The following is a 6,604-nucleotide window of genomic DNA, read 5'->3' on the forward strand; positions in this document are numbered from 1 at the left end:
CCCCCACGCCGCGCCTCAACCCCTTGTGCCCAGCCCGCCCGGGGGTTCGCACCCCCGCCCCGGGACATCGAGTCGTCGAAATCTGTCGCTCGGGTGGGAGACGGGGCGACAGAAATCACCGAGTCGATGGGAGCGAACGTGGGGCTGTGTGTACATTTGATGACGTTTCGGTGCCGAGAGGGTCTCGGAGGTAGCCAGAGTGCGCGTCAGTGTGTACATTCGGGAGAAGAGACAGCGCGAGCGGGTGGGAGGTGCCGATGGCGTCACGCGCCAGCGACCGCGCCTACGAGCTGCTGCGCGACGAGATCCTCGAGTGGCAGCTGCAGCCCGGCACCATGCTCGGTGAGGTCGAGACCGCCGCGCGGCTCGGCATCTCGCGAACGCCCCTCCGCGAAGCCCTCGGGCGACTGCAGGCCGACGGGCTGCTCGCCGAGTCCGGCCGCGGCCTCGTCGTCACCGCGGTCTCGACCGAGAACGTGACCGAGCTGTTCGAGCTCCGACAGGCACTCGAACAGCAGGCCGCGCGGCTCGCCGCCGGGCGGCGCGACCCGGCTGTGTTCGACGAGTTGCTCGCGCGGTTCAGGGAGGCGCCCGCGCTGCTCCGCTCGGCCGACCCGGGCCGCCACGACTACTACGAGCTCGTGCGGGAGTTCGACCGTGCGGTCGACGCCGCCGTGCGCAGCTCGTATCTCGTCAGCGCCCTCGCGAACCTGCGCATCCACCTCGCCCGCGTGCGCCGCCTCTCGAAGGACAACCCCGAACGCCTGCTCGAAGCAGCAGGGGAGCACCGGATGATCGTGCAGGCCATTCGCGACGGCGACGCCGATCTGGCGGCCCACTCCACCCACGTGCACCTCCACACCTCGCTGCAGCAGATCCTGGCGGCGGAGGCCACCCGCGCAGAAACCGCTCGCGCGGCATCCACCCGCGTAGAAACCGCTCGTGCAGAAACCGCTCGCGCGGCATCCACCCGCGCAGAAACCGCTGGCGCGGCATCCACCCGCGCATGACCCACCCGCGCCCCACACCCCGAACCGGAAGGACCCCCGTGGTCGAACACCTGAACGTACGCACCCACAAGAGCGACGAAGAGCTGCCCCGCGAGAACCAGCTCGCCCACCGCATCGCCCGGGTGGCCGCGGACCCCGTCGAGGTCACCCCCGAGGTGGTCGACATGGTCATCAACCGCATCATCGACAACGCGAGCGTCGCCGCCGCGAGCCTCACCCGGAGGCCCGTCGTCTCCGCCCGCTCGCAGGCCGAGGCCCACCCCTACAGGCCCGGGTCGACGGTCTTCGGGCTCGACGGCGCCCAGACCGTGAGCCCCGAGTGGGCCGCGTGGGCGAACGGCGTCGCCGTGCGGGAGCTCGACTTCCACGACACGTTCCTCGCCGCCGAGTACTCGCACCCGGGCGACAACATCCCGCCGATCCTCGCGGTGGCGCAGCACGCCGGCAAGACCGGTGCCGACCTGGTTCGCGGCATCGCGACCGGCTACGAGATCCAGATCGACCTGGTGAAGGCGATCAGCCTGCACGAGTTCAAGATCGACCACGTGGCGCACCTCGGCCCGAGCGCTGCGGCCGGCATCGGCACACTGCTCGGCCTCGACGTGGAGACCATCTTCCAGGCCGTGGGCCAGGCCCTGCACGTGACCACCGCCACCCGCCAGTCGCGGAAGGGCGAGATCTCCAGCTGGAAGGCGCACGCCCCGGCCTTCGCAGGCAAAATGGCCGTCGAGGCCGTCGACAGGGCGATGCGTGGCGAGACCAGCCCGACCCCCATCTACGAGGGCGAAGACGGTGTGATCGCCTGGCTGCTCGGCGGCCCCGGTCGGGTCTACGACGTCGCGCTGCCGGCCGCCGGCGAGGCCAAGCGCGCGATTCTCGACAGCTACACCAAGGAGCACTCCGCCGAATACCAGGCGCAGGCGTGGATCGACCTCGCCCGCAAGCTCCACGCCGAGCATCCGGAACTTGCCGACCCGGCGAACGTCACGAAGATCGTGCTGCACACCTCGCACCACACCCACTTCGTGATCGGATCGGGCGCCGGAGACCCGCAGAAGTACGACCCGACCGCCTCGCGCGAGACGCTCGACCACTCGATTCCGTACATCTTCACGGTCGCCCTGCAGGACGGCGCGTGGAACCACGAGGCCTCCTACCTGCCCTCCCGCGCCGCCCGCGCCGACACGGTCGAACTCTGGAACAGGGTCACGACCGTCGAAGACGCCGAATGGACCCGGCGCTACCACTCGAACGACGTCAACGAGAAGGCGTTCGGCGGCCGCGTCGAGATCGAGCTGGCGAACGGAACACGGCTCGTCGACGAGATCTCGGTGGCGGATGCGCACCCGCTCGGCGCGCGGCCGTTCCAGCGGGCGGACTACGTGAACAAGTTCCGCACCCTCGCCGCCGGCGTTCTCGACGACAGCGAGATCGAGCACTTCCTCGCGCTCGCCGAGCGCACCGCCGAGCTCACGGCCGACGAGGTGCGCCAGCTGACGATCGTCGCCAGGCCGGGCCTCCTGGCCTCGGTCGCAACCCCGAAAGGACTGTTCTGATGCTGTACGCCACCACCACCCCGGCCCAGAAGCGCGCCGACTTCCGCGCCTCGCTCGCGACCGGGAAGCTGCACCGCCTGCCGGGCGCCTTCAACCCGCTGAGTGCCAAGATGATCCAGGCCAAGGGCTTCGAGGGCGTCTACGTCTCCGGCGCGGTGCTCAGCGCCGACCTCGGCCTGCCCGACATCGGGCTCACCACGCTGACCGAGGTCGCGGGCCGAACCCAGCAGATCGCCCGCATGACCGACCTGCCCGTTCTGGTCGACGCCGACACCGGGTTCGGCGAGCCGATGAACGTTGCCCGCAGCATCCAGACCCTCGAAGACGCCGGTGTCGCAGGCCTGCACATCGAAGACCAGGTCAACCCGAAGCGCTGCGGCCACCTCGACGGCAAGCAGGTGGTGGAGTTGGATGTCGCGCTGAAGCGCATTCGCGCTGCGGCCGACGCCCGGCGCGACCCGAACCTGCTCATCATGGCGCGCACCGATGTGCGGGCCGTCGAAGGCCTCGCCGCTGCCCAGGATCGCGCTCGTGCACTGGTCGACGCCGGTGCCGACGCGATCTTCCCCGAGGCGATGGCCGACCTCAGCGAGTTCGAGGCCATCCGGGCGGTCGTCGATGTTCCGGTGCTGGCGAACATGACCGAGTTCGGCAAGAGCGAGCTGTTCACGACCAGCCAGCTCGAGAGCGTGGGCATCAACATCGTCATCTACCCGGTGTCGCTGCTGCGCCTCGCGATGGGTGCCGCCGACCGCGCCCTCGACGTGTTGAACGCCGAGGGGTCGCTGAACAGTGTCGTCGGCGAGATGCAGCACCGCGCCGACCTCTACGAACTGCTCGACTACGAGGCGTACAACGCCTTCGATTCGTCGGTCTACACCTTCCAGATCAATCGATAAGCGCTTCCCGACCACCACGCAGAGAGCAGGAACTGTCATGGCCGACACCACCCCGAAGACCCAGGACGCGGAACCCGAGATCCGCAAGGGGCTGGCCGGCGTCTACGCCGACTACACCGCCATCTCGAAGGTCAACGCCGAGACCAATTCGCTGCTGTACAGGGGATACCCCGTGCAGGAGCTGGCGGCCACCTGTTCGTTCGAGCAGGTCGCGTACCTGCTCTGGCACGGCGAACTGCCGACCGACGAGCAGCTCGCCGAACTGACCGCCGTCGAGCGCTCGTTCCGCTCGCTCGACCCCGAGATCAAGCAGATCATCGACGTTCTGCCGACGAGCGCCCACCCGATGGACGTGCTGCGCACGGCGGTGAGCGCCATCGGTGCGCTCGACCCGGGAGCCGACGACTCGAGCATCGAGGCGAACCTCGCCAAGTCGGTGCAGCTCTTCGCCCAGATTCCCGCTGTCGTCGCGTACGACCAGCGCCGGCGCCACGGCCTCGACATCATCGAGCCGAACGACGAGCTCAGCTACGCCGAGAACTTTCTCTACATCACCTTCGGTGAGGTACCCGACCCGGTGGTCGTCGAGGCGTTCAACGTCTCGCTGATCCTCTACGCCGAGCACTCGTTCAACGCCTCGACCTTCACGGCGCGCGTCATCACCTCGACGCTCTCCGACCTGTACTCGGCGGTCGTCGGCGGCATCGGCGCCCTCAAGGGCCCGCTGCACGGCGGAGCCAACGAGGCCGTGATGCACCTCTTCGACGAGATCGGTTCCGCCGACAGGGCGGCCGACTGGCTCGCAGGCGCCCTGGCCGAGAAGCGCAAGATCATGGGCTTCGGGCACCGGGTCTACAAGAACGGCGACTCGCGGGTCCCCACGATGAAGGCGTCGCTCGACACCCTCGTCGAGTACTACGGGCGCCCCGACCTGGCCGAGCTCTACGACGCCCTCGAGACCGCTATGACCTCAGGGAAGAACATCAAGCCGAACCTCGACTACCCGTCGGGCCCGGCCTACCACCTCATCGGGTTCGACACCGCGACCTTCACGCCCCTGTTCGTGGCGGCGCGCATCACGGGCTGGACCGCGCACATCATGGAGCAGCTCGCCGCCAACTCCCTGATCCGCCCGCTGAGCGCCTACAACGGCGTCGACGAGCGTCACCTCGCCGAGTAGCGCTCCCAGTCGCCATTCCGCACGCGCCCGACGTGCATCTCGGTCTGGGCGAGTGCGGAACGGCGATACGGCCCGCGGAGGCCCTCCCAGCCGGCGGTCCAGTGCAGCCGGCTCGCGACATCCCAGATGCTGGCGTCTGGATGCCCGCCCAGCACCGCTGCGGCCTCCGCGGTTCGGCGGTCGTGGTGGGCGGCCGTCGCGGCCCGCCGTTCTGCCAGCCCGGTGAACGTGTAGCCGTGGCCCGGCAGCACCTCGACGTCGTCGAACTCGCTGAGCGCTGAGAGGGAATCGATGTAGGTCGTGACCGGATTCCCGGGCATCCGGCCGCCGAGCCCGATGCCCGGGAAGATCATGGGCAGTACGTGGTCGCCGGTGAAGACCAGGCGGGCCTCGCTGTCTGCCAGGCAGATGCTGCCCGCGGTGTGGCCGGGCGTCGCGTGGACCGTGATCGTGCGACCGGGGATGTCAAGGCGGTCGACCGGCTGCAGCAGAACATCCGCCCGCGTCTCGATCACGGTGGCGCCGGCGAGGAAGGTGTCGGCGAGCCCGGCCTGCTCGGCATCCGGAACCCCCCAGCGGTCGAAGTCGACGGCGGTGAAGCTCGGGCCCGGTGCGGAACCCTGCGCATCGAGGGCCTGCTGGTCGACGCTGCTGAGGCCGATGCGCACACCGAACGCCTGCTGCAGCCGGCCCGCGAGGCCGAAATGGTCGTGGTGCAGGTGGGTCGCGGTCGCGCTCGCGACCCGGTCGAACGACGAGCCGATCACGCCCAGCGCCTCTTCGAGCGCGGCGAGGTTCTCGTCGGAATCCCACCCCGGGTCGATCACGTGCACGCGGTCGTCGGCGTCGACGATGAGGTAGCTGAGCGTGTACGGCAGCTGCGGGTTCGGCATCGCCTGCGGCAGCACCCAGACCCCCGCCGCGACCTGCCCGAGCGGCGGCACCCGCCCCGCGGCGTTCGCGTCGAACAGGGCGGTGCTCGTGGGCTGCATGCCCTTCACGCTACCCGCGCTGGCCGCTTTCGCGCGGTCGATCCGGCCGCGAACCGCGGTCCGGTGCGGTTGTCATAACGCTTGGCGGTTCTGAACGGCCCGTGTAATATGAGGAGTGTTCATCGCGCTGAGTGGTGAAAAGTGAACCCGAGACCCGTCCGGAATGGTCGTGGCGCTCGGGTTTTGCGTTTTCAAGGGGGACGGGCACCCGGCAGAGGCCAGGCTGCGGCGGCTGTCGGGCCAGTCCCGTCTGCGGTTCGCTGTTTTCATGCGTCGACGATGCCAGTGATGAGACCCGTGCAGCGGCGCCGCCAGTCCCCTCCCCGCGCCCATGCCCAGGCCAGGGCATCCGGGATCGCAAGGAGCGGCTCAGATGAGGCGGACTCGTGCCGGTACGAAAATCCAGGGGCACCCGCGTCACGACTCGCCTCGATCAGCCACTGGCGGTCGCGGCTGACGATCGTCTCGTCTCGCTCCAGTAAGAGTGCTCCGCGCTGGTCGCGGACGCAGTCGGCCACCAAGGCCCGCAGGCAGCGCTCGCGTCTCGCCAGGTCGGTGCGGAGAAGCGCATCACCGCGGTAGACAGTGACCGACGGCTGCAGGCGTACGATCCCGTCGAGGATCTGGCGTTTTCGCGATTCGTTCTCTTTTTTCATGTGCAGTCGAGGTTGACCGGGAAGCGTCAGCTGCCGAATGACGCTTCGGGCGGCGCGGATATCGGATGTAGCAATCGCAACAGCCACGACGAGGTAGTCCCGGGCCTTGGTCTCATCGACGAAGACCAGCTCACCACTCATGCGATGCCGAAGTGCGGGGTGGCGGAGGCGAGTTTTCGGAGCAATGACACAATCTGAGCTTAGCTCGGCAAACAGTGCTCCTCTGGCGCCTGCGACGTAGCGGGTGAGGCCGGCCGCGGGCGCGGGCGCAGAGGAGCACTGTTTGCCGAGCTAAGCTCAGATTGTGTCAT

Annotated in this window: 6 protein-coding genes; 4 read left to right on the forward strand and 2 right to left on the reverse strand. The window is 68.8% G+C overall.

Annotated elements, in window-relative coordinates; translation table 11 throughout:
- Positions 1-257: 257 nt before the first annotated feature.
- From C5B96_RS00005 to C5B96_RS00020, 4 genes are read left to right on the forward strand one after another with little or no spacing between them, the layout of a single operon-like run.
- Positions 258-1,010 (forward strand): GntR family transcriptional regulator, encoded by a 753-nt coding sequence (locus tag C5B96_RS00005; protein WP_104241688.1) that lies wholly within the window; start codon positions 258-260, stop codon positions 1,008-1,010.
- Positions 1,007-2,566 (forward strand): MmgE/PrpD family protein, encoded by a 1,560-nt coding sequence (locus C5B96_RS00010; RefSeq protein WP_104241690.1) that lies wholly within the window; start codon positions 1,007-1,009, stop codon positions 2,564-2,566. The genes C5B96_RS00005 and C5B96_RS00010 overlap by 4 nt, the downstream gene beginning before the upstream one ends.
- Entirely contained in the window at positions 2,566-3,465 is a 900-nt protein-coding gene (prpB, locus tag C5B96_RS00015; RefSeq protein ID WP_104241692.1) for a methylisocitrate lyase, read from the forward strand. Before C5B96_RS00010 ends, prpB begins: the two co-directional genes overlap by 1 nt.
- 37 nt (positions 3,466-3,502) lie before the next feature.
- Positions 3,503-4,645, forward strand: a complete 1,143-nt coding sequence (locus C5B96_RS00020; RefSeq protein WP_104241694.1) for a bifunctional 2-methylcitrate synthase/citrate synthase — start codon at positions 3,503-3,505, stop codon at positions 4,643-4,645.
- Here C5B96_RS00020 and C5B96_RS00025 read toward each other — a convergent pair.
- Positions 4,630-5,637, reverse strand: a complete 1,008-nt coding sequence (locus tag C5B96_RS00025) for an MBL fold metallo-hydrolase (RefSeq protein WP_146078042.1) — start codon at positions 5,635-5,637, stop codon at positions 4,630-4,632. The two genes, C5B96_RS00020 and C5B96_RS00025, sit on opposite strands and share 16 nt — an antisense overlap.
- A 266-nt stretch (positions 5,638-5,903) precedes the next feature.
- Positions 5,904-6,434 carry a hypothetical protein gene (locus C5B96_RS00030; RefSeq protein WP_104241697.1) on the reverse strand — a complete coding sequence of 177 codons (531 nt, stop codon included), beginning with the start codon at positions 6,432-6,434 and terminating at the stop codon, positions 5,904-5,906.
- Positions 6,435-6,604 lie beyond the last annotated feature (170 nt).

Origin of the sequence: Subtercola sp. Z020, from assembly GCF_002931235.1 — a bacterium.
In the GTDB taxonomy this organism is placed as follows: Bacteria; Actinomycetota; Actinomycetes; order Actinomycetales; family Microbacteriaceae; genus Subtercola.

Bases quoted from the DNA above. Each gene is read 5' to 3' on its own strand.
- C5B96_RS00005 (WP_104241688.1), top strand. From the start codon at position 258: ATGGCGTCACGCGCCAGCGACCGCGCCTACGAGCTGCTGCGCGACGAG.
- C5B96_RS00010 (WP_104241690.1), top strand. From the start codon at position 1,007: ATGACCCACCCGCGCCCCACACCCCGAACCGGAAGGACCCCCGTGGTC.
- prpB (WP_104241692.1), top strand. From the start codon at position 2,566: ATGCTGTACGCCACCACCACCCCGGCCCAGAAGCGCGCCGACTTCCGC.
- C5B96_RS00020 (WP_104241694.1), top strand. From the start codon at position 3,503: ATGGCCGACACCACCCCGAAGACCCAGGACGCGGAACCCGAGATCCGC.
- C5B96_RS00025 (WP_146078042.1), bottom strand. From the start codon at position 5,637: ATGCAGCCCACGAGCACCGCCCTGTTCGACGCGAACGCCGCGGGGCGG.
- C5B96_RS00030 (WP_104241697.1), bottom strand. From the start codon at position 6,434: ATGAGTGGTGAGCTGGTCTTCGTCGATGAGACCAAGGCCCGGGACTAC.